At 43.8% G+C, this 26,040-nt stretch carries 26 protein-coding genes, 1 pseudogene and 1 riboswitch; of the genes and pseudogenes, 3 read left to right on the top strand and 24 right to left on the bottom strand.

Translation table 11 applies throughout. The annotated features are described in order from the left end of the window. Positions 1-6: 6 nt before the first annotated feature. Positions 7-540, bottom strand: a complete 534-nt coding sequence (locus tag OCV43_RS12040; RefSeq protein ID WP_262624203.1) for a histidine phosphatase family protein — start codon at positions 538-540, stop codon at positions 7-9. 256 nt (positions 541-796) lie between these two features. Between OCV43_RS12040 and OCV43_RS12035 the strand changes: the two genes are divergently transcribed. Further along, positions 797-2,506 (top strand): methyl-accepting chemotaxis protein, encoded by a 1,710-nt coding sequence (locus OCV43_RS12035; protein ID WP_227700613.1) that lies wholly within the window; start codon positions 797-799, stop codon positions 2,504-2,506. Between the two features lie 69 nt (positions 2,507-2,575). On the opposite strand, the gene OCV43_RS12030 is transcribed toward OCV43_RS12035, so the two are convergent. The 22 genes and pseudogenes from OCV43_RS12030 to OCV43_RS11925 form a co-directional block, all read right to left on the bottom strand. Continuing rightward, a complete protein-coding gene (locus tag OCV43_RS12030; protein WP_227700688.1) occupies positions 2,576-3,682 on the bottom strand; it encodes an ABC transporter ATP-binding protein in 1,107 nt (368 codons plus the stop codon). 56 nt (positions 3,683-3,738) lie between these two features. Beyond that, positions 3,739-4,743 (bottom strand): FecCD family ABC transporter permease, encoded by a 1,005-nt coding sequence (locus OCV43_RS12025; RefSeq protein WP_022244138.1) that lies wholly within the window; start codon positions 4,741-4,743, stop codon positions 3,739-3,741. Positions 4,744-4,749: 6 nt separating this feature from the next. Beyond that, positions 4,750-5,895, bottom strand: coding sequence for an ABC transporter substrate-binding protein (locus OCV43_RS12020; RefSeq protein ID WP_262624202.1), 1,146 nt, complete (start codon positions 5,893-5,895; stop codon positions 4,750-4,752). A 1-nt stretch (position 5,896) separates the two neighbouring features. Next, complete coding sequence (locus OCV43_RS12015; protein WP_022244140.1) at positions 5,897-6,145, bottom strand: hypothetical protein; 249 nt, start codon at positions 6,143-6,145, stop codon at positions 5,897-5,899. A 464-nt stretch (positions 6,146-6,609) separates the two neighbouring features. Further along, positions 6,610-7,812 (bottom strand): annotated as a pseudogene (locus tag OCV43_RS12010) (sirohydrochlorin cobaltochelatase); the annotation flags it as partial. Between the two features lie 163 nt (positions 7,813-7,975). After that, positions 7,976-8,186, bottom strand: a riboswitch (cobalamin riboswitch). Between the two features lie 83 nt (positions 8,187-8,269). Further along, the gene (gene cobI, locus OCV43_RS12005; protein ID WP_262624201.1) at positions 8,270-9,238 is read right to left on the bottom strand and encodes a precorrin-2 C(20)-methyltransferase; all 969 of its coding nucleotides are present in this window, start codon (positions 9,236-9,238) and stop codon (positions 8,270-8,272) included. A 45-nt stretch (positions 9,239-9,283) separates the two neighbouring features. After that, on the bottom strand, positions 9,284-10,720 hold the full coding sequence (locus tag OCV43_RS12000) for a cobyrinate a,c-diamide synthase (RefSeq protein WP_262624200.1): 1,437 nt from the start codon (positions 10,718-10,720) through the stop codon (positions 9,284-9,286). Further along, the gene (gene cobK, locus OCV43_RS11995; protein WP_262624199.1) at positions 10,707-12,839 is read right to left on the bottom strand and encodes a precorrin-6A reductase; all 2,133 of its coding nucleotides are present in this window, start codon (positions 12,837-12,839) and stop codon (positions 10,707-10,709) included. Before cobK ends, OCV43_RS12000 begins: the two co-directional genes overlap by 14 nt. Next, complete coding sequence (gene cobJ / locus OCV43_RS11990) at positions 12,836-13,573, bottom strand: precorrin-3B C(17)-methyltransferase (protein WP_262624198.1); 738 nt, start codon at positions 13,571-13,573, stop codon at positions 12,836-12,838. The genes cobK and cobJ overlap by 4 nt, the downstream gene beginning before the upstream one ends. Beyond that, positions 13,563-14,564, bottom strand: coding sequence for a cobalt-precorrin 5A hydrolase (locus OCV43_RS11985; RefSeq protein WP_262624197.1), 1,002 nt, complete (start codon positions 14,562-14,564; stop codon positions 13,563-13,565). Before OCV43_RS11985 ends, cobJ begins: the two co-directional genes overlap by 11 nt. A 15-nt stretch (positions 14,565-14,579) precedes the next feature. Further along, on the bottom strand, positions 14,580-15,341 hold the full coding sequence (gene cobM, locus OCV43_RS11980; RefSeq protein ID WP_262624196.1) for a precorrin-4 C(11)-methyltransferase: 762 nt from the start codon (positions 15,339-15,341) through the stop codon (positions 14,580-14,582). Continuing rightward, complete coding sequence (cbiD, locus tag OCV43_RS11975; protein WP_262624195.1) at positions 15,338-16,447, bottom strand: cobalt-precorrin-5B (C(1))-methyltransferase CbiD; 1,110 nt, start codon at positions 16,445-16,447, stop codon at positions 15,338-15,340. Before cbiD ends, cobM begins: the two co-directional genes overlap by 4 nt. 20 nt (positions 16,448-16,467) lie before the next feature. Then, positions 16,468-17,103, bottom strand: coding sequence for a precorrin-8X methylmutase (locus OCV43_RS11970; RefSeq protein WP_262624194.1), 636 nt, complete (start codon positions 17,101-17,103; stop codon positions 16,468-16,470). Continuing rightward, positions 17,100-18,134, bottom strand: a complete 1,035-nt coding sequence (locus OCV43_RS11965) for a pyridoxal phosphate-dependent aminotransferase (RefSeq protein WP_262624193.1) — start codon at positions 18,132-18,134, stop codon at positions 17,100-17,102. The genes OCV43_RS11970 and OCV43_RS11965 overlap by 4 nt, the downstream gene beginning before the upstream one ends. 35 nt (positions 18,135-18,169) lie before the next feature. After that, a complete protein-coding gene (gene cbiB / locus OCV43_RS11960) occupies positions 18,170-19,138 on the bottom strand; it encodes an adenosylcobinamide-phosphate synthase CbiB (RefSeq protein ID WP_262624192.1) in 969 nt (322 codons plus the stop codon). Beyond that, positions 19,135-19,884 carry a histidine phosphatase family protein gene (locus OCV43_RS11955; protein ID WP_262624191.1) on the bottom strand — a complete coding sequence of 250 codons (750 nt, stop codon included), beginning with the start codon at positions 19,882-19,884 and terminating at the stop codon, positions 19,135-19,137. Before OCV43_RS11955 ends, cbiB begins: the two co-directional genes overlap by 4 nt. Then, positions 19,857-20,261: a bifunctional adenosylcobinamide kinase/adenosylcobinamide-phosphate guanylyltransferase gene (locus OCV43_RS11950; protein ID WP_022244153.1), complete on the bottom strand. Its 405-nt coding sequence runs from the start codon at positions 20,259-20,261 to the stop codon at positions 19,857-19,859. The genes OCV43_RS11955 and OCV43_RS11950 overlap by 28 nt, the downstream gene beginning before the upstream one ends. A 121-nt stretch (positions 20,262-20,382) precedes the next feature. After that, complete coding sequence (locus tag OCV43_RS11945; protein ID WP_262624190.1) at positions 20,383-21,168, bottom strand: adenosylcobinamide-GDP ribazoletransferase; 786 nt, start codon at positions 21,166-21,168, stop codon at positions 20,383-20,385. Positions 21,169-21,184: 16 nt separating this feature from the next. Then, the gene (locus OCV43_RS11940; RefSeq protein ID WP_262624189.1) at positions 21,185-21,787 is read right to left on the bottom strand and encodes a bifunctional adenosylcobinamide kinase/adenosylcobinamide-phosphate guanylyltransferase; all 603 of its coding nucleotides are present in this window, start codon (positions 21,785-21,787) and stop codon (positions 21,185-21,187) included. Further along, positions 21,784-22,848 (bottom strand): nicotinate-nucleotide--dimethylbenzimidazole phosphoribosyltransferase, encoded by a 1,065-nt coding sequence (cobT, locus tag OCV43_RS11935; RefSeq protein WP_262624188.1) that lies wholly within the window; start codon positions 22,846-22,848, stop codon positions 21,784-21,786. The genes OCV43_RS11940 and cobT overlap by 4 nt, the downstream gene beginning before the upstream one ends. Then, positions 22,826-24,313, bottom strand: coding sequence for a cobyric acid synthase (locus tag OCV43_RS11930; RefSeq protein ID WP_262624187.1), 1,488 nt, complete (start codon positions 24,311-24,313; stop codon positions 22,826-22,828). Before OCV43_RS11930 ends, cobT begins: the two co-directional genes overlap by 23 nt. Positions 24,314-24,347: 34 nt before the next feature. Then, positions 24,348-24,731, bottom strand: coding sequence for a hypothetical protein (locus tag OCV43_RS11925; protein WP_227700596.1), 384 nt, complete (start codon positions 24,729-24,731; stop codon positions 24,348-24,350). Positions 24,732-25,007: 276 nt separating this feature from the next. On the opposite strand from OCV43_RS11925, the gene OCV43_RS11920 reads away from it, so the two are divergent. Then, entirely contained in the window at positions 25,008-25,271 is a 264-nt protein-coding gene (locus tag OCV43_RS11920; protein WP_262624186.1) for a type II toxin-antitoxin system Phd/YefM family antitoxin, read from the top strand. Then, positions 25,268-25,600, top strand: coding sequence for a type II toxin-antitoxin system RelE/ParE family toxin (locus OCV43_RS11915; protein ID WP_262624185.1), 333 nt, complete (start codon positions 25,268-25,270; stop codon positions 25,598-25,600). The genes OCV43_RS11920 and OCV43_RS11915 overlap by 4 nt, the downstream gene beginning before the upstream one ends. Before the next feature lie 84 nt (positions 25,601-25,684). On the opposite strand, the gene OCV43_RS11910 is transcribed toward OCV43_RS11915, so the two are convergent. Further along, the gene (locus OCV43_RS11910; RefSeq protein WP_262624184.1) at positions 25,685-25,993 is read right to left on the bottom strand and encodes a peptide deformylase; all 309 of its coding nucleotides are present in this window, start codon (positions 25,991-25,993) and stop codon (positions 25,685-25,687) included. Between the last annotated feature and the right edge of the window lie 47 nt (positions 25,994-26,040).

The following is a 26,040-nucleotide window of genomic DNA, read 5'->3' as shown; positions in this document are numbered from 1 at the left end:
CGTCTCTTAGAATTCATATTTTAATATGGCACAGTTCTTCACGCCAAATGCAGCATATTCTTCATTGGTCATTTCATAAAAATAGGACTGCACAACTCTTGATATGCCATTGTGTGCCACCAGAATATAAGTCTTATCGGAAGCAGTTACTTCATCCAGAAGATTGTAAATTCTCTGTGCCAGATGCAGCATAGATTCTCCGCCGTCATAGCGGGTGATAAACTGTCCCTTTGCAATCTTAAATTCTGCTCCATCCCGCGGTGTGGATTCAAATCTGCCAAAGTTCTGCTCCTTTAAACGAAGCTCTTCCCTTGCCGGAATTCCGGTAATTTCTGAAATATGCAATGCAGTATCTTTTGCCCGGATTAATGGGGAATATAATATTTCATCCGCCTTTATGCCTTCTTCTAATATTTTCTTTCCGGTCTCAATTGCCTGCTTATGTCCAAGCTCAGTCAGTGCAATATCTGTTGCACCACATATCCTATTTTCTACATTCCATATGGTCTGTCCGTGCCGGACAAAATATACGCATCCCATACTGTTTTCTCCCTTAATGCCTTATTTATATTCTTCGTCATTTTAGCGGTTCACCGGAAAAATGTCAATTTTCATATGTTTAAACAAATTTGAGGAATAATCAGTTTCCAAGTCACTTATTATCTGAATATTTTTTGACATATTTCCCATAAAGTAGTAAAATTATGATAAATATTTAGATTTTCGCTTTTACTTTTACTGTTGCATAACGCAATTGGTGCCATAGTGCCATTGTATATAACGAAGGAGGAACGTTATGTTTGAGAATCTTAAAATTAGAAACCGTCTGGGGAAGGCATTCCGTATTATCGTGACAACCTGCTCCATCGCAGCCGTCCTTGGTGTGGTTATGCTGATTGTAACCATGACTCTGTATAAGAATGCCCTGAACAATTATGGTTTTTCACAGGGTGACATCGGCAAAGCATTGGTTGCCTTTACCGATACCAGATCTGCCACCCGTGCTATTGTCGGATATGATGATGACAGTCTGATTAGTCAGATGTCCGATACCCATGACGAAAGAAAGGCCACTTTTGAACAGTATTGGGAAATTGTAGATGAAGTTACTACCACCAGCAAAGAGCAGGAAATCTATGATTCCATTGATGCCAAGCTGGAAGATTACTGGACTACTGAGCAGAAAGCAATTGATACCGGCAAAACAACCGACCCGGGTCAGAGTGCAAAAGCCCAGAATATAATGATTGATGAAGTAGCCCCATTATATGACGAAATCTATTCCGGAATGAGGGACTTGATGAATACCAAAGTAACAGAAGGAGATCATTTAGCAGATACACTTTCTGTTGTTACCCTTATTTTTATCATTATCATTGCTGTAATTATTATTGTATCCATCCTTGTTTCTTCCAAGATGGGAGTTTCCATTGCAAAGGGAATTTCAAAACCTTTAGTCGCACTGGAGAATCGTCTTAGCACTTTTGCACAGGGTAATTTACATGACCCTTTCCCGGAGGTGAAATCCAACGATGAAGTTGCAAGTATTGCAGCCACTTCTACTGAAATGGCTGAAACACTGAACGCAGTCATCACTGATGTAGGTGTTCTGATGGAGGGCATGGCAAATGGTGATTACACCATTCAGTCCGAGCATTCCGACAAATATGTCGGTGACTTCGAACAGTTACTGACCGCAATGCGTGGCATGCGTGATGCAATGGTACATACTATCCAGATGATTGGAGAAGCTTCTTCCCAGGTTTCTGCCGGTTCCATGAACCTTGCAGAATCTTCCCAGAGTATGGCAGAAGGTGCTACTGAGCAGGCCGGTGCCGTACAACAGCTTCAGGCAACAATCACTGATATTACAAGTAATATTGAACAGTCCGCTGATCAGGCTCAGATTGCTTATGATCAGGCAAAGCAGTATGCTGCTGAAGCAGAAGACAGCAGTGCTGAAATGAAAGCCATGGTTGATGCTATGGCACGTATTGATGAAACTTCTAAGAAGATTGGAAATATTATTTCTGAAATCGAAGATATTGCTTCCCAGACCAACTTACTTTCTCTGAATGCTTCTATCGAGGCTGCAAGAGCCGGCGAAGCAGGACGTGGATTCGCCGTTGTTGCTGACCAGATTCGTCAGCTTGCAGAGCAGACAACCAAATCTGCTGTAGATACCAGAGACTTAATCGAAGGTGCCCTTCAGGAGATTGCTGAAGGTAATGCTGCTGCAGACCATGCTGCTGAATCTATCGGAAACGTTGTAAATGGTATCCAGCAGATTGCAGAATCTTCCAAGCACATCAGTGATGTTGCTAAGACTCAGGCAAATGCCATGGATCAGGCAGAACAGGGTGTAAACCAGATTTCTGAGGTAGTTCAGTCCAACTCCGCATCCGCAGAAGAGACCTCTGCTACCAGCCAGGAGTTATCTGCACAGGCAACTTCCTTAGATGAACTTGTTGGAAAATTCATCTTACCAGAAGACACTGAACAGTAAAATATACCAAAGCCCGTGAAATCATAAAACAACTTTGATTCCACGGGCTTTTCTTTTATTCCAATTTCTTTATTTCAATTTTCCCTGTTCTTCTGCCAGGCTTCGCAGTTCTTTATTTAACATATTATAAGGTCCGAAATTCTCGCAGGTGCAAATACAGGTTTCACAGCCTGCAAGTATTTTCTTTGCTTCTTCCAGCTGTGCTTCTTCCATCGGATAAAATGCTTTTGCAGTAATGACTTTTGATGCCAGTGCCGTTGCAACAGGATATTCTACGTCATTTTCAAATAAGATTCCTGCTGCAAATGGAATATGTTCTCTCTGCAATCTGTAATAAGTTGGTATTGCAGCACCACCGCCTCCGATTACGAATACGTTCGGGGCAGCTTTATTTCCCGGCATCTGCATGATTCCAAGCATGGAATCAAAGTTCTTTTCCTCAATTCCATAAAGCTTCTGTACCAGCGAACCCTGAAAGATTTCCTCCGGTGGTCCAATATGGCTGACGGTGGTCCCATCTACACAGGCTACCGTATCCGATACTTTCTGTACCAGGTCAAGTTCATGCAGTGACATAATTACTGCTATATTCCGTTCCCTTGCCAGTTTCCGGATGCTGTTTAAAATATCAAGCTTATAGCGGATATCCAGATAAGAGGTAGGTTCATCTAATACCAGGATTGCTGTATCCTGACAGATGGCTCTCGCCAACATAACACGCTGTCTTTGTCCGTCACTGATTCTTGTAAATGACTGCTCTGCCACCTCCTCCGCATGAACCATGGTAATTGCCTCATCCACCAGTTTCCAGTCCTGCTTATCTAAAATTCCAAGTCTTCCGGTATAGGGATATCGTCCGGTTGCAACCACATCCCGGCAGGACATCAGTTCCGGATGAATATGCTCTGTCATTACCATGGAAAGGCTCTTTGCGATTTCTGCCTCTTTCATTTCCGAGGTTGCTTTCCCGTTCAGGTATACTACACCACCAAGGGATTTCAACTGCTTTACAATACTCTTTAGAATCGTAGATTTACCGGAACCATTTGGGCCAATCAACGTCAATACCCTTCCCGGTTCTGCCATCAGATTAACATTCGAAAGAATGACCTTTTTTCCATATCCAACTTTGAATTTGTCTGTTACAAGCCCCTGTTTTCTTTCAGAAAATTTCATTTTTCCTGCCATGCGTTCTTTCTCTGTGTACTCTGCTTTTCCTGCCATCTGTTTTGTCATCCCCGCTCCTCCTGTCTGCGCAGCATCATTACAATTACCACCGGAACTAAAAAGACCGCTGTAACGGTACTGATACTTACTTCTGTCGGTGCAAAGAGTGTTCTTGCGATTCCATCACAAAACAGTGTCACTACCGCTCCCCCCAGAAAGCAGCCCGGTATCAGCACCAGTGGTTTTGCTGTTCCTGTGGCAGATTTTATCAGATGTGGCACCGCAATTCCTACAAAGGAAATCGGTCCTGCAAAAGCTGTTACACAAGCCGACAATAAGCTGGATAACAGAATCAGGCTTACCCGGAGCACAGTTATATTAACACCCATATTTCTGGCATAAGTCTCTCCCATCTGATACGCACCAATCGGCTTTGCAAGAAACATTGCCGCAAGAAAGGACAGCAAGGTCAGGATAAATATCATCAGAATATTCGACCAGTTCATTCCGGAGAAGCTGCCCTGGGACCAGTTGTGCAAATTTACGATATTCGAATCATCTGCAAAAGTAACACAGATGTCTGTAATTGCCGAGCAGATATATCCGATTAGAATTCCGCATACAATCAGAAGAGACATTCTATGTACCTTCATGGAAATTAAAAGTACAAATCCCATTGCCAGAAGTGAGCCGGCAAAGGCTGCTGCTACCATTCCAAAAGAACTGATTGTAATTCCCCTTCCCAGAAGATAAATCATTGCCAGTGCTACCATAAGTTTGGCACCGGAAGAAATTCCCAGCACATACGGACCTGCAATTGGATTTCCAAAAAAGGTCTGCAGTAAAAATCCGGAAATGGACAATGCTCCCCCCAGCATGACAGCAGCCAGAATCCGTGGCAGTCTGATATCCCAGATAATATGATAAGCAGTACCTTCTTCTGTCTGTTTCAGTAAAATATTCCAAAGTTCATCCCAGGAAATCGAAATACTTCCAGAACCAATATTCCAGAAAATTAATCCCACCAGCAATATAATAATTGTTATAAAAGAGACTGCATACCGCTTCATTTTCTTTTACCTCAGCTTCTTTAAATATCCTGCTTCTTCTGTATCTGTATTCCGAATTATTTTATTCAGATCTTCCATAAAATCTCCGATTGCCGTGGATTTCTGGAAGAAATTATTTGTGGTACAATAGACATTTCCATCCTGTACTGCCTGAAAATCTGCAAACAGTGCATTCTTCTGCTTCAATTCCTCCAGCGTACTGATTTCGCCTTCAATTGTACTGTTATATATTAAGATATCGGCATTCTTTGCATCTGCATAGAAATCCTCCATCTGTATGTTCATTGTGGAAAGTGCATTTTCTTCTTCGCCCGCCAGTTGTTCCGGCACATAGGTTCCACCGGAAAGAGCAATCATCTGCGCTACATAATCATTTGATTTCCGCACACTGATTGTTCCGTTTGCTGTCACACTGAAAAATGCTACTGTTACATTGCAGCTTTCTTTCTTCATAATCGGCTCTAATTTTTCTAATTCTGCTTCATAGAAAGAATCTGCTTCTTCCTCTTTATCAAATAATACTCCATATAAACGGATCCATTCCAGTCTGCCCAATGGGTGTGATTCATAGCTGGAACGCTCCACAAGTACAGGGATTCCAAGTTCTTCCAACTTTTCTTTTACTTCCGGGTTATGATAAATCATTGTATTTTCAATTGCCAGATTACAGCCTTCATCCAGAATCAGTTCATAGTCCGGAGCACTGTATTTTCCTGCATATAAAATGTCTCCTTCCTCCATGGCTTCCCTGGCTTCTTCTACATACCAGCCATCTTCCTTCGTTCCGGAGAGCCGGATATCTGACATGGCATCAATCTGTCTTACCAAATCCATGACAGAAGTGGATACCAGATATGTTTTATCCAGCGGCTGCTGTAAAACCGTAACATCCTCCGGGATATTCTGCGGCACCACCATGCCCTCCGGAATAAGCAAAAAACGACCGTCATCCACGATCGTAATCATTTTGTACCCGCCATATTCATCGACACTATACTGTGTTGCATAATTTAATTCCATACTCCCAGTCTTGCTGAGAGAACTAAAATCTACGGTATCTGCTTTTTTCTCCTGCTTCTTTGTACCACAGGCACAAAGAGTCAGAAGAAGTATACAGATAACGCTCACTATCATAATTCGTTTTTTCTGCATTTTATTTTACCAGTTTAAAATTCAATGTATATTCAATTTCATGAGGTGTGCTCATTGCAACAGTATCACCCACTACTGCAATGTCACAGTCAAAGCCGGATACCGGAATCGTAAAGGTGGAATTTCCGCCCTTGTTCTCATTAAGATACTTCGTTCCATCTACTAACATGTAATCATAGTTTGGACTGCTCCACACAACGGTTGCAGTAATTTTTCCATCTTTTATCACAACCTTCGCCGGTGAATCCACCGTTGCTCTTCCGGTTCCGCCCCCTAAAGTTACTTCTGCCTCATAAGAGCCATCAGCTAATTTTTTTTTTCAGGATTAGAAACAGATACTTTGTGGTCGTACCATTTTCCCTTTGTTCCAATTAATGCAAGGTCAAAGTCTTCATCCACTGCAGGAACCGGAACATCAAAGCCGTATACTTCTTCGCTGGTTCCATCACTGTATTCTACCGTATCTGTAGTAGGATCAAGAAGCTTCGCACCATCTTTCTGTGCATCTGCTGCTGTTCCAACAAATAAATTTACAATGTTCTTAGATGGAAGTGTGATATGTGCTGTCATTTTTCCATCCTTTACCGTAAGTTCTGCCTTGCCTTCTTTTGCTTCATTTACGTGAAACATTGTGCTGTCTGTGTTGAAGTCTACGGTATAAGTTCCATCCTCTAAGGCTGCAGAGAAATTGGAACCACCTGCTGTTGCAAGTGGTTCTGCCTCTAAAGCAGCCTTTGTATGTGCTACATAAATATCCTGGACTGCTTTGATTCTTCCAAGACCTTCAATCTGTGTATCTACACTGTCAAATGCTTTGGATGCTTCAAACTGGCTCTTCCAGGAATCTTCATCATCTCCAGCCATATCGTTGTTTGCATGGTCTCCGGCAACAACCATTAACGGACGAAGAATTACTTTTTTGTATCCTGCTTCTTTTACCTTTTCAATAACAGCTTCACATGCGGTATCTTCCGGTTCACCTTCTACGGTTCCAACGAATGCATTCTTGTAATTCAGTTTTTCTAACTGGGTCTGCATCTGGTCATAAGTTACATTTGCTGTATGGGAAGTGCCATGTCCCATAAATACAAATGCTGTTCCGTCTTCTGCTGCAGCATCCATGCTGTCATATCCAGCAAGTTTAACTGCTTCTGCTGTAATTGCTTCTGCAACGGCAGCCTTGTCTTCGTTGATTACAGTTGCATCACTTCCAACTTCACCTAACAGAGGTTCTGCGATACGGACTGTTTCAAATTTATCCTGATACTTCTCAATTGCTTCTACCAGTTCATCATATTCTGCACCATGCATTAAGTGGGTCGGCTGTACCACAAGATTCTTAACGCCATTGTCTACCGCACGCTCTAATGCCTGATCCATGTTATCGATTTTTTCATCATCACGGGCCTGTATATGGTTAATAATAATCTGTGCTGTAAATGCTCTTCTTACAGACCAGTCAGGATTTGCTTCCTGTAATGCTTTTTCAATGCCGCCGATATCTGTTGCGCGGCTGTCATTAAAGGATGTACCAAAGCTTACTACCAAAAGCTCATTCTCTCCAATATCATCCTGATTTAAAGGATCATCCTTTGATGCATCTCCGGTATCTCTTCCAAAGTAATCCGGGTCTGCATTTTCTCCGGATACCAGTTCCTTCTGAGCATCTGTCAGTGCATCCCATGCTTCTTTTGCTGCCTTACACTGTGCATCTGTCTCATCAGTTCTTTCCTGCACATAAATTGCATCAATCAATGCTGCTACCTCATCTGCTTTTGCCTGATCATCCTTTTCATCTTCTGTCGAAACAGCTTCTGTTGTTTCAGTTGTCCCTGTTGTTTTCTTATCACCACATCCCGCAAACATGGTTGCTGCCATAGTAAGTGTAAGAACTACAGTCAATGCTTTCTTTTTCATTTTTTTCTCCTTTTCTCATGTTCTGGTTTCATTTACACATGAAAAAACTCCGTTCCATATTGCTATGAACGAAGTAAATGACATACTAACTACAGGAAATACGCTTTACGGATTTCCCTTGTTATCAAACAGTACAGCCAATTACTCGTGACCCGGAATCTCTTCCCGTACCAGATAAACGGCAGGTTTCCTGACTCAAAGATTAACGCTCCGTAATCACCTTCCCAATGTCTGTGCATCAGTGGCGCTTTTAAAAGCCTGACTACGTTACTCCCTTCTTACAGTGACGAGTTCGTACAGGATTTACACCTGTTTCCCTTTTACCCTGCATATGAATGAATTTCATTGCAGGCACCGATTATCTTTCTATGAAATCGCTACTATACTAACACACTTTTTATTTTTTCACAAGCCATAGTTCACCCTGCCTCAACAAACTTCACCCTTAAAAAGTTCTCTAGCCTTTCAGCCGGTGGGTCAGTACTTTCATAATGGCATCATAATGTTCTGCCTGATGGGGATACGTGCAGTTGGTACAAATCTTAAGTTTTCTGCCATTTGTCTCTTTGTACTCCGGTGTTCCCGGACAATGTTCCATTTCATACATCGGGCAGTAGCAGAACATACAGTTAATCTGCTCAATGTCCCTATGGCAGGGATAATAAGCGCATGCACGATTCTCAAAAAAGCGGCTGCTGTTATGCACCGGCTCATCCTTGGTCTTTACAATCACGATGGTAAAATATCCGCTGTTTTCCGGTATGTTATCCACACCGGAAAAGACTTTTTCTTCCTCTTTTCCACAATTGGAAACACTATACACTTCTAACGGACGGATAGTGCTTTCCTTTTGCAGCATTTCTTTTAACTGCTTCAGCTTCCTTCCGGACTTCATATAGATTCTGGTGCCGGAAAATTGTCTCGATTCTTCTATCTCATAGGAACCGGGAATAATATGAATCTGCTCTTCCTTTTCTCCCAGCGAAATGCCAAGCCTTGCTGCCACTGCACAAAAAGACGGTACCCCGCTGACCATTTCCGTATAGCCACCATGCTCTTCGATTTTCTGTGAAAGATAAGTATAGGTAGAATAAATTGCCGGATCCCCCAGCGTTAAAAAGGCAACCTTTTCTCCCTTTGCAAGATATGCTTCTATATTTTCGCATATCTTATCATGGGCTTCTTCTAACTTTTTCTCATCTCTGGTCATGGGAAAATTCCATGCCACAAGCTGATGCTTCCGTATGTCCGGCACCAGTTTTTCTACAATCTGAAAAGCATTACACTCTTCTATCGATTCGGACGGCACTACTATGGTATCGCAGCATTCTATCACCTGAACCGCTTTATGGGTCAAAAGCTCCGGCTCCCCTGGTCCTACTCCAATTCCATATAAAATTCCACTCTGTGCTTTTTCTTTCTGCATCTGTCTTCCTCTTATTTTAAATGATCTTTTACTTCTATTTATCATTTACTTCGTTTTATCTTTTTGCTTCAATTTCGATTGTTGATACAATCCTGCCTGCTGATAGAAATGCTCTACAAAAGAAGGGTTGGACGGATAATAAAGATGAGGAAATCCCCACCAGTGGTTTTCTCCTTCCCAGACACATTCCCACCTTCTGCTTCCGATCGGTTTTTTTGCCACGCAGTCCGTTCCATTTTCCGTACTGTCAAAATAATGGAATTCGTGTCCCCGGATTTCTTCTTTTTCCGGCAGGAAACATCTTTCTTTCTCGGTAAGCTCCACATAGCCAAAACGCACCAGCTTTCCCCGGTAATCTGCATCTGCATCAATTACGCCCGCCATGGAATATTGTCTGCCTTCCATATCCTTCAGTGATTTATGAAGATAAAGAAAGCCCCCACATTCTGCCAGTGACGGAAGTCCGCCCCGGATGGCTTCCCGGATGGCTGTCTTCATGCTGTCATTTTCGGATAATTCCTTTGCAAAAAGTTCCGGATATCCCCCGCCTAACAGTAATCCGCTGATATGCTCCGGTAATTTCTTATCATGCAGGGGAGAAAACGGCACCAGCTCAAAGCCCCTTTTTGAAAGCAGTTTCAGGTTCTCCTGATAATAAAAACAAAATGCCTCATCTCTTGCGATGGCAAGGCGAAGTTTACTTTCATGGGTATCATTTTCTTTGATATCTGCTCTCTGATATGTCACTTTGTTTTCGTGACTATCAACTTTTGGGGATGCCGCATCCTTTTCTCCGGCTCCCCCAATTGCTAAAATCCGCTCTATCGATACCGTTTCTTTTAAGCTGTCTGCCCCGCGGCATACCTGTTCTTTTAAATCACGCTTTTCTTCCGGAAGTTTTAAGCCTAAGTGGCGGCTCTCCAGATGAAGCTCCTTCTGTTCGGTAAAACAGCCCAGCACTTCTATGGATAATTCGGTTTCGATTAACTCTTTTAATGACGCATAGAACATTTTGCTGACCCGGTTTAGTATCACGCCCTTTATGATTCCGGCTTTGTCATAGGATAAAAGTCCCTGTATCAGCGGAAGTATCGTTCTTCCCATGCCATGTGCATCAATTACCAGAATCACCGGCAGAGAAATTGCTTTTGCCAGGTGATAGGTGGAACCTTCTTCTAAAATTCCGCCAAGTCCGTCATAAAGTCCCATGACACCCTCTACCACTGCAAATGCATCTTCCGGTGTCTCTTCCATAAATATCTCTTTTGTCTTTGCTTCGCCGGTAAAATATGTATCCAAATTCCCGCCCGGTACGCCTAAAATCGTACGGTGAAACATCGGGTCTATATAATCCGGTCCACACTTAAATGCACAGACATCGACTCCTGCTTCTTTCAAGGCTTCGATTAACGCACAGGCAATCAATGTCTTTCCACTGCCGCTTTTGGGTGCTGCAAGAACTACTCCTTTACGCTTCTGCATCCGCTTCTCCTCCCTGCAAATCAAAGGAACATATCATAACCGGATTTTCTGCCTTTGGCATATAATAAGAACCAAGCTCATGATAACGGCTGACCTGCATCTGAATCATTTCAAAATTGCATACCGAAAACCGTTCTTTTACCTGTTTGAATTCTGCCACCGTCTCAAGACTTATAGCATTCATTACAACTCTTATTCTTCTCTTTTTTGCTGCCAGTACTTCTAAAATTTCCATCAGATGTCCACCGCTTCCCCCGATGAAAACATGGGTTGGCTCCTCTAATCCATTGCATGCCTCCGGTGCCGTTCCCCGGATAATCTCCATATTTGCTACCTGAAACTTCTCTTTATTCTGTGCCAGAAGTGCTACCGCCTCTTCTTTCTTTTCAATGGCATAGACTTTGATTCCTTTGGATAAATGGGCTGCTTCCACAGCAATCGACCCCGTTCCGCTTCCAATATCATAAAGCACCGAATCTTTCTGAAGCCGCAGGCTGCAAAGGCTGACCTGACGCACTTCCCCTTTGGTCATTGGAACTTTTCCGCGAATAAAGGCTTCATCCGGGATTCCCGGTGACAAAGTTGCCGGCTCTTCCTGCGTTTCCTGTTCCCTGCGCTTTCCCTGCTCCGCACATTCTTCATTCGCTTTCTGTTCTTCCTTCTCTATCATGACAACATACAATCCTTCCTGTTCTGTCTCCCTGCACGCTTCCGGTGTAAGCACCATCAGCTTCTGCTGTGGATAAGATAACTGGTACCCCACTGTAATTCTGCAATTCTCTTTATCCGAAAAAAGTGCTCCTAATTTCCGGATATCTTCTGCTCCGGATACCAAAAGAAACAGCCGCCCATTTTCATGCAGCCTGTGCAGCACTTCTGCCTGCCAGCCACCCGTATCTGTTTTGCCATGTATACTGTAAATTCCGGCATTTTCCCAGCTTACGCCACAGGCTGCTGCCATCATCTGAATGGAAGAAATGCCCGGAATGCTTTGCAAGGTTCCATGAAGTATGCCCTTTTGCAGTGCTTCCTGCAGACAGATTCTTACCTTGCTCCAGCCACTATAAAAACCAATATCCCCGGAAAAAAGGATGACTACCTTCAGTTTTTCATGCACCGCATACTGTCTGCTCTTTTCCTTAAGCCATGTAAGGATTTTATCCGGCAGATAAAGTGCCTCTTTCTCAAGCTTCGGTGTCACTGCCTCTATCAGACGTTTCGCACCTAATACAAGGTCCGCTTCTGCCAATGCTTCCTTTAACCGGACGGTCATCATATCTGCATCCCCCGGTCCGATTCCTGCCAGCGTAATCATAAGCTCCGCCGGTCTTAAGGAAAGGTTTACTCCTGTTAATGTTTCGATTTTCTCACAGACTGCATCAAAGGAAAGTCCGTCTTCCTCTACTGCCTCCCGACGAATGATCAAAAGAGGGATACGATTTTTTAAAGCTGCTTCTTTTTTCTCTAAAAAGCCTCCGGTAATGCCGCCCTGCTTTGTTACCATACATTTTATCCCATACTGATGAATCAGTGCATCATTCAATTCTTCGGAAAAAGGTCCCTGCAGTGCCAGAATCTGTTGTGGCAGAATTCCTTCTCTCCGGCAGATTTCAAGACTTTCCATCCCCGGCAGTACCCGGACGTAAAGACGTTTTTTTACTTCTTCGGATGCGGTATATACGGAAAGTTCCTTGCTTCCTGTGGTAAGAAGGATGTTTCCCTTGATTTCCTTTAATGCTTCTGCGCAGGCTTCATTGCTGTCAAAGAAACGAAGTCCCGTTTCTTCTGACGCCTGGATGCTCCGTTTCAGCCGTAAGTAAGTGACCTCAAGTCCATCCGCTTTCATTCCGGCAACGCAGCTTTTTATGGTTCTGGTCACTTCCACCGCATAGGGATGAGTGGCATCGATTACAATGTCAAAGGATTCTTTCCTTAGAAATTCTGACATAGCTTCTTTGGAAAGGCGTCCTTCCTGAATCTTCACCTTCGGATGCGCCTTCATAACCAGCTTTCCATAATCGGTTGCCACCGATACGGTGTGGGCTATGCCTGCTGCCGCCATCAGCTCCGATAATTTTCTTCCTTCTGTTGTTCCTGAAAAAATGATGATCTTTTTCATTGCTCTATCTTATAGCCTCTTGGTGTGATTAATTTTCCATCCTGAATTCTGGTTCTGGAATTTCCGACAAAAACGGTAGTAAACATATTTACTGATTTACTCTGTAATTCTTCTAAAGTACAGGTAACTGTGCTTTCTCCGTCTCTTCCGATATTTTCCACATAACCGCATGCGCGCTCCGGTTCTATCTCCTGAAGCAGAATCTTACATGCTCTTTCCAAATAGTCTGCCCGCTTCCGGCTGGACGGATTATAAAGTGCAATAGCAAAATCTCCCCGTGCTGCCATAATCAGCCTCTTTTCAATTAACTCCCATGGTGTCATAAGGTCACTGAGACTGATAACACAGTAGTCATGATTTAATGGTGCTCCAAGAACCGCCGCACCGCTGTTGGCTGCGGTAATTCCCGGTATCACTTCCAGTGAAATCGCCGAATATTCTTTTCCAATCTCATACATCAGTGATGCCATTCCATAGACACCGGCATCGCCGCTGCATACCATTGCTACGCTTTTGCCTTTTTCTGCTTCCTCAAAACACATTCTGCAGCGTTTTTCTTCCTGCCGCATCGGCGTGGAAAGAAATTCCTTGTCTTGAAAACGTTCTCCTAACAAATCAAGGTATACGGTATATCCGATGATTACGTCCACCTGTTCTAATACTTCGATGGCTCTGCCTGTCATCATCTCTTCTTTTCCCGGTCCCATTCCAACAATCCATATTTTATTCTTCATATAAAGTCAGTCTCCAATCTTCTTTTGCTATTGCAAGTGTCATTCCGTTTTCCGCTCTTTTCTGAAGCACCAGCCTTCCATTATCCCGGCAGGCTGCCATGGCTGCCCGCTCGCAGACATTATCCACGCCCACCTGGCTTGCCACGAATGCCGATGTATCAAATGTCCCGGGCACCCGGCTTAAGGTCTCTGCGTCAAAGACAAGAAATGGAATGCCATGTTCTGCCGCAAGTTTTAGAATTGCCTTCTCATCCTTCTTTTTATCAATCGAAGCAATCGCCCGTATCTGTTTCCAGTCTACTCCGGCTTCCTTTAAACAGTTTTCTGCAAATGCCTTAAGTTCCTGTTCTTCTTTATTCCTTCTGCATCCGATTCCAAGAATATATTCTTTGGGGATTAAGGTCAATAATGGCTCCGGCTTCTGTCCATCCTCTGGTGTGCCGATTGCCACATCCACTTTTGCAGCATATTCCGGAGCAATTGTCATGGAAAGCTTCTTTTTTTCCAGCACCTTTGCAGAAACTTTCTTAATGCCTTCTTTTTTATCAATGGAAAGTTCATGCTTTTTTGCAAATACATCTATGGCAAAGGCATTATTAATGTCGGTCGCTGTGGTAATTACCGGAACTGCTCCTAATAACTCTGCCAGTAAAAGTGCTATCTCATTGGCGCCTCCTACATGCCCGGATAAAAGAGGAATGACATAATTGCCTGCCTCATCCAGTACCAGCACCGGACTGTCTGTCAGCTTGTCCTTAAGAAATGGGGCAATTGTCCGCACTGCAATTCCGCATGCTCCGATAAAAATGATTGCATTTCTTAGGGAAAACTGCTCCTTTGTCCACGCGTTCAGATTTTCCACCTGTTTTCTGCCATGATAAGTATGAATTTCACTGGGAAGCTGCTGCTCTTTGGAAAGTCTTTTTATCTTTTCGGCAAGCTCTGCTCCCTTTTCGGTAAAGCTGATGACACTCCATTTCAATGACTGCATTTTCTTTCCGCCTTCTTATGAATTTTTTGCTGCCCGGAATTCTGTGGAGAAATCTTCTGCATACAGTCTGGATTTGCTGTATCCGCTCTTGTTAATGACATCTCCAACGAGAACCAGTGCCGTTTTGGTAATTCCATGTTCTGCCGCTGTCTGTGCCAATGTTTCTACCGTGCAGATATATATTTCTTCCTCCGGCCAGCTTACCTTATAAGCCAGTGCCGCAGTGGTATCCTTTGAATAGCCACCCTTTATCAGTCGCTCAGATAACTTCTCCAACATTCCGGTACTTAAATAGATTGCCATGGAACACTGATGGGCAGCAAATGCCTCAATGCTTTCTTTCTCCGGAACCGCCGTCCGTCCCTCCATTCTGGTAATGATAAGGGACTGGGAAATATCCGGCAGGGTATACTCCAGATTCATGGCTGCCGCTGCTCCAAAGCAGGCACTTACTCCCGGCGTAGAATCATAGGCTAGCTTTCTTGCATCCAGCTCCTGCATCTGCTCCTGCACTGCTCCATATATGCTTGGTTCTCCGGTATGCAGCCGCACCACATCTTTTCCTTCCTGCTCTGCCTCCACCATAACTGCAAGGACTTCTTCCAAGGTCATCACTGCACTGTTATATACCTGACAGTCTGCTTTGGCATAGTCTAAAAGCTTGGGATTTACCAGTGAACCGGCATAGATAATCACATCCGCTTTCTCCAAAAGATGCATTCCTCTTACGGTAATCAAATCCGGTGCTCCGCACCCTGCTCCAACAAAATGAATCATTCCTTTTCCTCCAACAGTTCTTTTAATAATGCCTCTGCTCCCGGCGTTACACCTAAAAGTCCGATATCATTACTATAAACCATACATTCTATTTCCAGTCCACCCCCGGCACGATGCTTAAGATGGTCTTCCATTTTTTCCATGACATATTCCATGGCAGGTTCTAAAAATCCGGCTTTTTTAATCCGGTCTACCGCATCCTCTGTACCAATGCAGTCTAATATTTCCCGAAGCAGTGTCACTTCTGCACCTGCCCGGATTGCTGCCGCCGCCAGAAGCTCCATCCGGCAGTCTGCCTCTTTGGAATGGGTGTTCATAATGCCGCCGGATACTTTTATCAGCTTTCCGATATGACCGGTTAAGAGCATTTTGGAAAATCCAAGTTCTTTTACCATGTCAATGGTCTGTCCGATAAAGTTGCTGCATTTTACACTGCGCTCCAAATCATAACCATAGGTCCGTTTCATAAATTCCAACCCGTAGTTGCCCGGTGATATGGCAACAATAGAATGACCTTCTGCCCGCTTCTGTTTCAATTCCACTGCTATGGTATCCAGCAATGCCTTATCACTCATAGGCTCCACAATCCCGCTGGTTCCAAGTATCGAGATTCCGCCCTTTATTCCAAGTCTCGGATTAAAAGTCTGCGCCGCAAGATGTTCTCCTTCCGGCACTGAAATTACGACTTTGATTCCGCCCTGAAAATCAAACAGATGGCAGACCTCTGATACTTCTTTTGCAATCATCTGCCGTGGTACCGTATTAATTGCGGCATTTCCTACCGGCTGGTCTAATCCCGGCCGCGTAACCCTGCCAACACCGATGCCGCCATCTATTTCTATCTGATTGTTATTTTCTTCACAAATGCTCACCGTTGCATAAATCCATGCCCCTGTTGTCACATCCGGGTCATCCCCGCCGTCCTTTTGTACCGCGCAGGAAACTTCTGTTTCCTGAATTTTGATATGCTCCACCTTTGCATGGTAGGGAATTCCCTTTGGTGTCTCAATGGTAATCTCTGTTTTTCTTCTTCCACTCAGCAGCATATAGACTGCTGCCTTTGCTGCAGCTGCGGCACAGCTTCCGGAGGTAAACCCATATTGCATCTTTCTTCCCCCTGATTTTACTATCGTCTTAATTGATACAAAATTGCATTGCAGATAGCTGCGGCAACATTGCTCCCGCCCTTTCTGCCCCGGTTAATGATATAAGGTACTTCTGTTTCCATAATCAATTCTTTTGCCGGTACCACATTTACGAAGCCTACCGGAACTCCGATAATAAATGCCGGCTGATAGCGTCCCTCCGTTATCATTTTATGAAGCTCGATTAACGCCGTCGGTGCATTTCCCACTGCAAAGATAACCGGCTTTTCTATAGCTGCGGCTTTCTCCATGCTGATGGTGGCTCTTGTTACCTGCCGCTCTCTGGCAAGCTGTGCCACATCCAAATCCGCCATAAAGCAATGGGCTTCTCCGCCAAATGATGCCAGTATTTTCTTATTGATTCCGGCAAGTGCCATGTTGGTATCCGTTACAACATCGGCGCCCTTAAGAATCAGTTCCTTTGCAATTTCTACTGCATGGTCAGAATAACACATTGTCTCTGCATAATCAAAATCTGCGCTGGTATGTATCACACGCTTGGTAACAGGCTCCTGCTCCTTAGGCAATACAATCTGACGCTTTTCTAATTCCTCTGAAATAATCTCAAAGCTGCGTTTTTCAATCTCTCCCGGCAATACAAATTCGATTGGATTCATTTCTCTGTCACCTCTCTTAATGCGCTTATCAGCCGCTCATTCTCTGCCTGCCCTCTTACTGCAATCCGGTAATATCCTTTGGACAGACCTCTGTAATTTTCACAATTTCGAATCAAAATCTGTTTCTTTAAAAGTAACTCATATAATGGCAGCTCTGTGTAAAATAAAATATAATCTGCCCGGGAAGGATACACCCGGAAGCCTAAGGATATCAGCTCTTTTGTCAGAATACTCCGCTGCTCTTTAATGAGTTTTCTGCTTTCCCCGATAAATTCCGTTTCTTTTGCTGCAGCGCATCCTGCCATCTGAGCAAATACCGATAAGTTCCATTCCGGAAGCTGCCTTGCAATCTTCTGACAGACTTCCCTGTTCCGGCAGATAAGATAACCCAGCCGGACTCCCGGTATGGCAAAGGTCTTGGTAAATGCTCTCACCTGAATCAGATTCCCACATTTCATGCCTGCTTCCATTTCTTCATAAAACCCTGCTTCTTCACAAAACGGCAGAAAGCATTCATCTACCACCACTATTATATCAAGCTCCTGACACCGCTTTAAAATCCCTTTTAAAATCTCCGGTGGAATTAACTGTCCGGTGGGATTATTGGGACTGGCAAGGTATATAAGCTCCGTTTCTTTATCTAATGCCGCGATAAAGTCCTCTCCCAGCACAAAATTATCCTGCTCCCGCAATGGAAAATAACTTACTTCACACGCTTCCGTTCCGGCAGCCCACTCGTAACCATAAAAAGAAGGAACCGGAATCAGTATTTTCTTTGGTTTTAATGCATGAAGAATTGCAGGAAAAAGTTCAGAAGCTCCATTTCCGCACAATATCTCATCTGCCGATACCTTATCCATCTCAGCAATGGCTGCCTTCAGCTTCTCCTGCCTGATATCCGGATACCGGCTGCATAAAGACACCGCTTCCCTAAGGGCTGCCTCTACAGATGCCGGTATGCCCAGAGGATTGATATTTACAGAATAATCTAACGATATGCAATTACGGTAGATGTCTCCTCCATGTACCATATTCCTGTTCCTTTCCTGAATTTTCATCCTTTCAATCATATAAAGAATAACAATCCCATCACCAAAAGGCAAATGCCTTCACATAAAAATGCAGTCGCATACAAAAGCCGGTTTGCTCTTCTGATGTCCTCGTATTCCACCGGACGCAGTGCATCTCCGATAAACGGCTTTTTCACCAGTTTGCCAAAATACCAGGCATCTCCTGCAAGCTGTATGGACAATGCTCCTGCACAAACTGCCTCTGTCTGGGCAGAGTTCGGGCTGGCATGATGATACCGGTCCCTTTTATAAATGTAATATGCATGCTTCCCGTCATATTCCTTTCCAAGGAAATGCGTCCCTGCAATCATCAGGTATGCACTGATACGGGATGGGATATAATTGCAGATATCATCGAATTTTGCGGCAGCTCTGCCAAAATGAAGATAACGTTCATTCTTATATCCTACCATGGAATCCATTGTATTGACTGCCTTATAAAAAAAGCCCAGAACCGGTCCGCCAAGTGCGGTATATAGCATCGGTGCAATGACTCCATCCGAGGTATTTTCCGCCACCGTTTCAATGGCAGCCTTTGCCACTCCGGTTTCATCCAGCCGTCCGGTATCTCTGCCTACAATCATGGAAACGGCATGTCTTGCCGCTATAAGATCATTCTCCTTTAAACAATTATATACCTTCATGCTTTCTACTTTCAGGCATTTTGTAGCAAGAATCTGATAGGTCATAATCATTTCCAAGATAACACCTGCCACCGGATGAATCCGGTACGCAAGAATCAGAAGAAGTGCGGTCACCATAAGAACTGTCAGCAAAACAAGCGCAACCATTCCAATGCCTGCTCTTACAAGGTATTTCTCACTGCACTCCTTTTTATTCATTCTTTTTTCCAATATCCCTATAAAATTTCCAATCACCCGGATGGGATGTGGCAGCCAGTATGGATCTCCCAAAAGAAGGTCCAGGCAAAATCCCAGTCCGAACGCAATCATGTGATAAATCATATTGTAATCTCCTCAAGGGAATCTAATTTCCATTCTTCCCCGCAAAGTCTGAGCTTACAGCAGTAGCCGCCTCCATTTTTCACCTGATAATCAAAATAATTTCCGCCTGCAAGGATGTGAAGCAGTGCCATAATTGTGCCGCCGTGTACAACCGCAGTTATATTCCGGGGCTGACTTTCTGCTATTTGATTTTCTGCTATTTGATTTTCTGTCATTTGATTTTCTGCTATCAGTTTTTCAGGCTCCCGGAGTTCTGTTATTCGACTCTTTGATAACGGCATTGCAGCACCTGCGATTTCTCCGGTGATTTTTCCCTCTATGATTTTTGTTGCGGCATGAAGTCCCCTTTGGCAACGTTTTATATATTCCTGCTGGCTCTCGCCTTCCGGAAAAGGCAGTGTGCCATTGCTGTCAATCCATTTCTGATAATAGGAATCATTTTTCAAATCTTCGTAATTCTTTCCCTCATATGCACCAAAATTCATCTCCCGCCATTCTTCTATCGGATAAGCTTTCTTTCCCGGAAAAAGTATACCAGCACTCTCCTGACAGCGCAGCATCGGACTGATGAAAAGCAGCCATGGTTTTTTTAAAATGTCTTTTTCTGCAAGAATCTCCAACTGCTTTCTGCCTTCCCCGGATAAAGATTCTTCTGTTACACCCAAATACCGGTGTTCCCGATTTGACGGGGTCTTTCCATGACGGATAAGCAATAAATTTATTTTAATCTCTGGCTGATTCCACATACAATGCGTTCTACCCTTTCTGCCTTCTCGGCAATCCGTATCTGTAGTCTTCCGGTCCGCTCCCTGTAATCCCGTTCCAGAGCATCCATCGGTACAATTCCATTTCCAATCTCATCACAGATGAAAATAAGTCCCGGATATGTTTCCAGCAGTTTATCAGCTAACAGCTCCACATCTGTCTGCTGCTCAAGACATTTCCGAATCCACAGGTGTAAATGGTTGATGACCGGATTCTCAAATTCCTGCAGTTCTTTTATCATTCCATCCCAGTCTGCAGGAAGGTTTTCGCCCTCTATCACCTGACCTTTACATTCCGGGTGAAGCTTTAACACATATTCCTTTTTTCCCTGGTAACATCCGCCCAAAAATAATTCCATGATTTTTCCTTTCTAGCCTGCTATAAAACAAAGAATGTGCCTTGGCACATTCTCGCGCCTGCGGCGGTCGCTTGCGGCATCTACCTTATACGCCGCAGTGCGCATACTCGCGGAGCGTTTTTTACTTTACAGGAAAGCAATTTCCTGTAAAGTGAAAAACAACTGCCACTGCAACTGCCATGGCATTTTCGCATAATGACACAAAATATCCTGCGGTATCACCATTGATTCCGCCAAATTCCTTCCGGCTTTTCCAGCTATAATAACCATAACAGAGCAATGCCACAACTACTGCTGCAAGCCCTGCCCACAGGTTTACATAAATCATACATCCACTGTAGACAACTGCCTCTATGATGAGGACTGCCAGCACTCTTTTTTTCTGGGCGCTGTCTGCAAAATAAGCAAGCATACCGTCTTTTTTTGCCGCCTTCAGGCTTACCACACCAATTCCGCTTAAGCTTCGTGATAACGCAAAGCCAATTCCCACTACAAGAATTGCAGACAGTTCCATAAGCTCCGCATATGCTGCTCCATAAATAAGATAATATAAAACCAGCATCAATACGGAAAATGCTCCAATATGCGGGTCCTTTAAAATTGCCAGCTTCTTCTCCTTATCCTGATAGGAATGAAATGCATCCATGGTATCCATAAATCCATCCATATGAAAGCCACCGGTAACAAGCAGTGGAATTGCCACCGCTATCAGTGTTTTGCACAGATGGCTTATCTCGACTGCATTTCCCAAAAAGAACCAGCCGGCTTCCAATGCACCAATGATAAGACCAATCAATGGGAAGAAGCAGAGGTGATACTGCATATCTTCTTCCTTCCAGTCAAACTGTGGCACCGGTATTTTTGAATATATGGAAAATGCAATGACGAATCCTTTTATAATTTTCATGTATTCCTCTTCTTTCTTAAATTCCATCCTTTTTTATGAAAATCGGAATCCCTGCTACTACTTCAACGACCTGCTCTGCCCGCTCTGCAATCTGCCGGTTTATATCTCCTAACAACCGGATATAAGCCATTGTGGATGCGTCATAACGGATTCCGTCTTCAAATATCTGATTCGTGACAATAATCAGTATATCACAGGAATCCTGCAATGCTGTTACTCCACTTATAATTTCATGGGAAAGCTGCTTTATTTTCGCTTCATCCATCACAGCAGACAGATTTTCTTCTGAAAACATTTCGTTGGCAACGAGGTTCGACATACATTCCAGCAAAACTATTTTCCCGGCTGGCACTCTTTCTGCTGCAACTTTTCCTGCTGACACTTTTTCGGTTGCCACTTTCTTTGCTGCCTCTTTAAGTCTTCTCGGCTGCTCTATCGTAAGAAAGCCTTTTCCTGCCCGCATTTTCTGGTGACGCTCTACTTTTTTCTTTCCTTCTTCATCATACACCTGCATGGTGGCTACATAATAAAGGCTGCCGTTGCCTGCGGCTTTCACTGCCATTTGTTCTGCATATGCAGATTTTCCGCTGCCGCTTCCGCCGATTACCAATGTAATCATTCTTCATACCTCTTGTACTGTTCTATCTCAAAATTTGCAAAGGATGCTCCCTGCAAATACACGCCCAGTGCCACATCCAGCAGGGACATCATCATCACTGCACCGGTTCCCTCACCCAGTGCCATATCCGCATCCAGTACCGGATCTAAATGCAGCTTTTTCATAATCGCTGTCTCTGCCAGTTCCCGGCTCTTATGGGATGGTATCATATAATTTACGGCACCCTTGCAAAGAGTCTCTGCCAAAAGTGCCGCAACGGCACTGATGACGCCATCGATGACAACCGGTATCTGCTCGATTGCTGCTCCGATAAATACGCCTGTCAATCCGGCTATGTCCAGTCCACCTACAGTCTTTAATATGGTAAATGCATCCGCATCACGAAGGGAATATTTTTCTATTGCTTCTTCAATTACCCTGCATTTTCTTTTTAATGCTTCATCCGTTAATCCGGCGCCCTTGCCGGTCACCTGCTCTACCTCTAAGTCTAAAAGTGCTGCTGCAACAGCTGTACTTGTGGTTGTATTTCCGATTCCCATCTCTCCTGTGGCAAGTATCTCATACCCTTCTCTGTGGCATTGCTGCACCAGTTGTATTCCGGTTTCTATTGCCTTTAAGACCTCTTCTTCTGTCATTGCAGGTTCCTTGGCAAAGTTTTTCGTTCCCTTTGTAACTTTTCGGGGCAATACTCCGGGAATCAATTCGTCTGTATCAATTCCAATGTCCACCGGAATTACATCCACGCCTGCCACTGCTGCCATCTTTCCTACAGAAGAATTATTTACTCCCATGGCTTTTGCCACTGCAAGCGTTACTTCTTTTCCACTCTGGCTGACCTGCTCTTCCACCACGCCATTGTCTGCACACATAACAAGAACTGCTTTTTTCTGAATGGATATTTTGGTCGTCTTCTCTATGGCTCCAATCTGTGCAATCAGATATTCAAACTTTCCAAGCCCATCCAATGGTTTGGCGATTCCATCCAGCTTCTCTTTTACCCTGCGATACCAACTATCCTCCAAAGGCAAAATCTTTCTATTATCCAATTCTGCTTTTGTCATATTCTGCCTCCTGCAGCATTCCATAAACCGCTTCCATATCAAGATATTTCCGCAGTGTATCCGCCAGCAAATCGTACTGGCTCTCCTTATACTGCTGATAATTCATGCCCTGATTATCTTCATAATGCACTCCCTTTTTCTCCGCTAATGCCCGGATAAAAGTGGATGCGATATCTCCTTCATCAAAAATACCATGGACATACGTTCCGTAGACATTTTCCTTCTGCACAACGACTGCATCCTGTATACTGGATTTCTCCTGTGCAGTATGTCCCATATGAATCTCGTAGCCTTTGTATTCTTTGCCGGAAAGGGCGACTAACGTGCCGGTGAGAGAGTCTATGGTTCCCGTTACCTGACGGCGTACCTTTTCCCGGCTCATCACCGTCTTAAGCGGCAATAGTTCCATACCCCGTAAGCTGCCGCCTTCCTCTACCGAATAAGGGTCTTCAAGGCTTTCTCCTAACATCTGGTAACCGCCGCAGATTCCAATGACCGGAGTGTCTGCGGAGAGTTTCTTTATCATAGCTTCCATGCCATTTTCGCGCATCCATTTCAGGTCACCCATTGTATTCTTACTTCCCGGCAGAATAATGGCATCCGGATGATGGATTTCCTGCACCGAAGTCACATAGCGCACCGATACTCCCTCCATATGCTCGAAAACATCAAAATCCGTAAAATTAGATATTCTCGGATAACGGATAACTGCCAGGTCTATCAATGCCTCTTTCCGATGCTTGAATTTTCCGGTCAGGCTGTCTTCATCCTCAAGCTGTACCTTCATATAAGGCACCACTCCGCAGACCGGAATGCCGCCTTTTTCCTCTAGCATCTGAATGCCCGGTTCCAATATGGATACGTCTCCGCGGAATTTGTTGATGATTAAACCTTTTACACGGGATTTTTCCTGCTCTTCTAAAAGCATCAGTGTTCCTAAAAGCTGTGCAAACACACCGCCCCGGTCAATATCTCCTGCCAGAAGAACCGGTGCATTTACCATCTCCGCCATGCCCATATTTACAATGTCATTTTCCTTGAGATTAATTTCTGCCGGACTTCCGGCTCCTTCTATTACAATAATATCCGCCTGCTCTTCCAGTTTGTGAAATGCCTTTAATATATCCGGGACAAGCTTTTTCTTATAGTTAAAATATTCCCGCGCCGGCATATTGCCAATGACCGTACCGTTGACAATCACCTGGGAGCCAATGTCATTGGTTGGCTTTAAAAGAATCGGGTTCATGCAGACCTGCGGCTCGATTCTAGCTGCCTCTGCCTGCATAACCTGTGCCCGTCCCATTTCAAGCCCTTCTGTTGTAATATAGGAATTCAATGCCATATTCTGCGACTTAAAAGGTGCCACACGATATCCGTCCTGATGAAAAATACGGCATAAGCCGGCTGTAATCAGGCTTTTTCCGGCATTCGACATTGTTCCCTGTATCATAATCACTTTTGCCATGTGATAAGTTCCTCGATTTCTTTTGTTTTCTATACTATCTTGCTTCCAGTCCCTGAAGCAGTACCACATAACATGCGAAGTCTCCGATTCGTTTTCGCTCTTCCCCTAACCAATCATCCCAGTCATTGCCCAGCTTATGCTCATACATATAGACGGACAGTTTGTTTTTCGCACTGATCACAAGATTATGACAGCGGGTGCGCTCCGCATCTGCCTGTCCTTTCTCTGCCAGAGATTTCTGGTTCCAGCCGTTTCTGATTCGCACATAGTCTACTGCACATTTCAAAAAACGGTCTATGAGTTCCCTGCAGGCTGCATCCGCTTCCCCCCGCTCTGCAATCTGGTTCCAGATCTGCATGGCTTCTTCAAAGGGCAGTGACGTCTCCTGTTTTAAGTACTCTTTGTATGTTGTATACATTGGACATCCTCCGTATATTTTTATCTTAACAGATATATTGTATAACATTCCTTGTTTTTAGAAAAGATACTTTCCCTTTTGATTTATGATTCTGCTTTTCATATTCCGCTTCATCTATGCACGCTTACTCCAAAGGAATATATTAAGCATCTGTAACCTGCTACCGGCAGTTTTTATATTTATTTAGCTATTTATTTAGCTACTATTATGGAGATGTTCATTGACCATATAGCAAAATTTTTGTATAATTTTGTTATCAAGCAGGAAGGGGTTATTATGCCAACAATTAAATCAAGTGCTGATTTAAGGAATAATTACAATGAAATTTCTACATTTTGTCATAATTATCCTGAACCAGTTTTCATTACGAAGAATGGAAAAGGCGATCTTGCTGTTATGAGCATTGAAGCCTACGAAGAACTGACCAGCCGCTTTGAACTTTACAGTCAGATTAAGGAAGGAATGGACGATATTGCCACAGGCAATACCAGACTATTTTCCGAAGCTATGGCTGATATCAGGAGCCACCGCAGTCGATGAGCTATCAGGTTTATATCACTTCCACCGCAGAACACGATATTATGCGTGCTGCGGATTACATCGAATTTACCCTCAAAAATCCTGATGTTGCAGATAATCTGTTGGATGCTGCGACCGAGCGGATAGACTCATTAGCCGACCTGCCACAGAAGTTTCATCCGGCAGACGATCCAATACTGGCAAGCTGGGGCATTCGTTTTGTGAAAATTAATAATTACCTTGTCTTTTATACGATTGATGAAGAAAAACAGACTGTAATCATCGTCCGTTTTCTCTATCAGAAAAGTAACTGGACTTCCATTCTTCGACAGGGATTTCCCCTCGTTTAAGGAATCTGTTTTTATGCAGGTTCCTTTTATTTTTTCAATATATATCATGAGCAAAATTTACTCATAATTAACATTCTCTGCTCATTATATTACCACTCCATTGCAGTGGTCGATCTCATGCTGGATAACCTGCGCGGTAAAGCCGGAATATTTTCCATGTTGTGGTTTAAAATCACTATTCAGATAATCCACCTCTATCTCCTGGTATCTCTTGTGCAGGCTTTGGCTCCATCCAGCGAAAGACAGCTTTCCTCTGTACTGTAGCCGCCTGACTTCTTCGTAATCACCGGATTCACCATTGCAAATTGAAATGGGCCTGCTGCAAAGCCTCCTTTGGCATTGCCGTCTGCTCTTTGCGGTTCCAGTATTGCGCTGCCTGTTCAAATTCTTCATGTGTCATATAAAGTTCATCTCCTGATTCTGGCTTTATTTTTTTGCCT

The sequence above is a fragment of the Roseburia amylophila genome (assembly GCF_025567465.1).
Lineage (GTDB): Bacteria > Bacillota > Clostridia > Lachnospirales > Lachnospiraceae > Roseburia_C > Roseburia_C amylophila.
The sequence above is the reverse complement of the archived record's forward strand: the minus strand, read 5'-3'. Positions and strand labels throughout refer to the sequence as shown.

Bases quoted from the DNA above. Each gene is read 5' to 3' on its own strand.
- OCV43_RS11925 (WP_227700596.1), bottom strand. From the start codon at position 24,731: ATGTATACAACATACAAAGAGTACTTAAAACAGGAGACGTCACTGCCC.
- OCV43_RS12000 (WP_262624200.1), bottom strand. From the start codon at position 10,720: ATGCAGAAGCGTAAAGGAGTAGTTCTTGCAGCACCCAAAAGCGGCAGT.
- cobT (WP_262624188.1), bottom strand. From the start codon at position 22,848: ATGACAAAAGCAGAATTGGATAATAGAAAGATTTTGCCTTTGGAGGAT.
- cobJ (WP_262624198.1), bottom strand. From the start codon at position 13,573: ATGAAGAATAAAATATGGATTGTTGGAATGGGACCGGGAAAAGAAGAG.
- OCV43_RS12030 (WP_227700688.1), bottom strand. From the start codon at position 3,682: ATGAAATTTTCTGAAAGAAAACAGGGGCTTGTAACAGACAAATTCAAA.
- OCV43_RS11920 (WP_262624186.1), top strand. From the start codon at position 25,008: ATGCCAACAATTAAATCAAGTGCTGATTTAAGGAATAATTACAATGAA.
- OCV43_RS12020 (WP_262624202.1), bottom strand. From the start codon at position 5,895: ATGCAGAAAAAACGAATTATGATAGTGAGCGTTATCTGTATACTTCTT.
- cbiB (WP_262624192.1), bottom strand. From the start codon at position 19,138: ATGATTTATCACATGATTGCGTTCGGACTGGGATTTTGCCTGGACCTT.
- OCV43_RS11945 (WP_262624190.1), bottom strand. From the start codon at position 21,168: ATGAAAATTATAAAAGGATTCGTCATTGCATTTTCCATATATTCAAAA.
- OCV43_RS11955 (WP_262624191.1), bottom strand. From the start codon at position 19,884: ATGTGGAATCAGCCAGAGATTAAAATAAATTTATTGCTTATCCGTCAT.
- OCV43_RS11940 (WP_262624189.1), bottom strand. From the start codon at position 21,787: ATGATTACATTGGTAATCGGCGGAAGCGGCAGCGGAAAATCTGCATAT.
- OCV43_RS11910 (WP_262624184.1), bottom strand. From the start codon at position 25,993: ATGAAGAATTTGAACAGGCAGCGCAATACTGGAACCGCAAAGAGCAGA.
- OCV43_RS11950 (WP_022244153.1), bottom strand. From the start codon at position 20,261: ATGGAATTATTTTTGGGCGGATGTTACCAGGGAAAAAAGGAATATGTG.
- OCV43_RS11930 (WP_262624187.1), bottom strand. From the start codon at position 24,313: ATGGCAAAAGTGATTATGATACAGGGAACAATGTCGAATGCCGGAAAA.
- OCV43_RS11985 (WP_262624197.1), bottom strand. From the start codon at position 14,564: ATGCAGTCATTGAAATGGAGTGTCATCAGCTTTACCGAAAAGGGAGCA.
- cobI (WP_262624201.1), bottom strand. From the start codon at position 9,238: ATGCAGAAAGAAAAAGCACAGAGTGGAATTTTATATGGAATTGGAGTA.
- OCV43_RS12025 (WP_022244138.1), bottom strand. From the start codon at position 4,743: ATGAAGCGGTATGCAGTCTCTTTTATAACAATTATTATATTGCTGGTG.
- OCV43_RS12035 (WP_227700613.1), top strand. From the start codon at position 797: ATGTTTGAGAATCTTAAAATTAGAAACCGTCTGGGGAAGGCATTCCGT.
- OCV43_RS11915 (WP_262624185.1), top strand. From the start codon at position 25,268: ATGAGCTATCAGGTTTATATCACTTCCACCGCAGAACACGATATTATG.
- OCV43_RS11970 (WP_262624194.1), bottom strand. From the start codon at position 17,103: ATGAATCCAATCGAATTTGTATTGCCGGGAGAGATTGAAAAACGCAGC.
- cbiD (WP_262624195.1), bottom strand. From the start codon at position 16,447: ATGCAATATGGGTTTACCTCCGGAAGCTGTGCCGCAGCTGCAGCAAAG.
- OCV43_RS12040 (WP_262624203.1), bottom strand. From the start codon at position 540: ATGGGATGCGTATATTTTGTCCGGCACGGACAGACCATATGGAATGTA.
- cobK (WP_262624199.1), bottom strand. From the start codon at position 12,839: ATGAAAAAGATCATCATTTTTTCAGGAACAACAGAAGGAAGAAAATTA.
- OCV43_RS11965 (WP_262624193.1), bottom strand. From the start codon at position 18,134: ATGGTACATGGAGGAGACATCTACCGTAATTGCATATCGTTAGATTAT.
- cobM (WP_262624196.1), bottom strand. From the start codon at position 15,341: ATGATTCATTTTGTTGGAGCAGGGTGCGGAGCACCGGATTTGATTACC.